The sequence below is a fragment of the Kocuria sp. ZOR0020 genome, assembly GCF_000800955.1.
GTDB lineage: Bacteria > Actinomycetota > Actinomycetes > Actinomycetales > Micrococcaceae > Kocuria > Kocuria subflava.
Genome location: NZ_JROX01000281.1, coordinates 1 through 1,748 on the forward strand (window position 1 = coordinate 1; position 1,748 = coordinate 1,748).

Genomic DNA, 1,748 nt, shown 5'->3' on the forward strand with positions numbered 1-1,748 from the left:
TCCGAGGCGACCCCCACAGCACACGGCCGATCGGTGGATCGAGGCTTAGCGGCGAGCACCGGGCACCGAGAGAGCCTCGCCGCCGTGGACACCCCGGTCCTCGCGCGACAGCGGCGGGTTCACTTTCCTCGCGACTGCCAGGCAGTATGGTTACCTGTAGGCGGCCTCTACCTGCGTGGCCCTCCGTTGGATGCGGTGGTTGACCTGATGGCTTCGGTCGGAGTGGTCCTCTTGTTTCCTTGTCGCCGGTGACGAGGAGAGGACTGTGCTCATGTTTCGCCTGATCTGGATCGCCAGCATCCACACGCGGGACTTCCTGCACCGCTACATGCCGACCAACATCGTCTTGGACAGGCTCCGCACGCGGCGGGGGCTGAAGTGGGGCGTGCCGGCGATGCTGCTGGCCATCCCGTATCTCGCGGTCGCGAACATCCTGACGATTCTCATCGGCCGCGGTGCGCCCGGGTGGTTCCACTTGCTGGTGCTGATGTGCATCTGGAACGCGCTGAAGTTCCTGGTCATGGGCCCGGTGAGCGTAGTGCTGTTAGTACGAGCCCACACTGCTGAGCGTCGCGACCGGCGCCTGCTGTCACGTTCGCCAGCACACATGGCCTGACCCTCGCGCGAAGCTCACGGGCTGCGCTTGCCCACCTTCTCGGCGAAGTCTGTCGAGAAGGAGCCGTCATGTCTGGAGTTGCTGGTGTTGGTGTTGATGGACGTCGTGCCCGGGTGGCGCTGGCAATGCTGGCGGAACCCGATGATCCCGTCACGGGCGGGTTGCTCCGCCGCGTGGGCGCTGTTGAGACGCTCGGGCTGCTCGACACCATCACGACCGTGCCGGGTTTGGCCCGGGTTGATGGTCAGGTGTGGCGTGACCGCCTGACCTCGCCGGGCAGGCTGGATGGGCCTGACCAGGGGCTGCGCATGCTTGAGGAGAGTGGGAACGCCACTCTGATTACGGGTGATGCGCAGTGGCCTCGGGCGCTGGATGATCTGGGCGACCGCGCTCCCTATGTTCTGTTCGTGCAGGGCGCGGCGTCATTCTTGGCGCGACCGTTGAGCGATTTGGTGACGGTCACGGGGTCTCGGGCGGCCTCCGCGTATGGGGAGCATGTCGCGGGCGAGCTGGCTGGCGACCTCGCGAACCGTGAGCGTGTGCTGGTGGCTGGTGGCGCTTATGGTGTCGAGGCTGCTGTGCACCGTGCGGTGTTGGCGGCGGGTGGTGACACGATCGCGGTGCTCGCGGGTGGTGTGGACCGCCCTTACCCGAGCGGGCACCATGACTTGTTGGATCGGGTGGGTGATGTGGGTGCGCTGGTCAGCGAGCTTCCTCCCGGAGCGGTGCCGACACGGCATCGGTTCCTTGCCCGCTCCCGACTGCTGGGAGCCATGTCAGCGGCGACGGTGGTCGTGGAGGCCGGCGCACGATCGGGGGCACTGCGGGTAGCGACTGAAGCCCACCAGCTCGGACGCGAGGTTGGTGCAGTGCCGAGGCCGGTCACCAGCGCCACCAGTCACGGTCCACACGAGCTGCTCCGCACCGGCCACGCACGCCTGGTCACCTCCGATGCCGACGTTGAAGAACTGATCGCCGACCGCGCCACCGAACCTCCGGGGCTGTCGGCCGAGTTCGCGCAACATATCGGGCCGGCGGCTGGTCCGCCGGAACGGTCTCTGTAGCCCGGTCGGCAGGTCGGGGGGTCGCGCACCATCCCGTTGGACGGTGCGAGCCCCTTCTTTGTGCCCCT

2 protein-coding genes are annotated in these 1,748 nt (G+C 67.2%); both read left to right on the plus strand.

The genetic code is table 11. The features are described 5' to 3' along the window. Positions 1–271 precede the first annotated feature (271 nt). Positions 272–616, plus strand: a complete 345-nt coding sequence (locus L979_RS13010) for a hypothetical protein (RefSeq protein ID WP_047692633.1) — start codon at positions 272–274, stop codon at positions 614–616. Between the two features lie 68 nt (positions 617–684). Next, on the plus strand, positions 685–1,680 hold the full coding sequence (locus tag L979_RS13015; RefSeq protein WP_047692632.1) for a DNA-processing protein DprA: 996 nt from the start codon (positions 685–687) through the stop codon (positions 1,678–1,680). Positions 1,681–1,748 lie beyond the last annotated feature (68 nt).

Bases quoted from the DNA above. Each gene is read 5' to 3' on its own strand.
- L979_RS13010 (WP_047692633.1), top strand. From the start codon at position 272: ATGTTTCGCCTGATCTGGATCGCCAGCATCCACACGCGGGACTTCCTG.
- L979_RS13015 (WP_047692632.1), top strand. From the start codon at position 685: ATGTCTGGAGTTGCTGGTGTTGGTGTTGATGGACGTCGTGCCCGGGTG.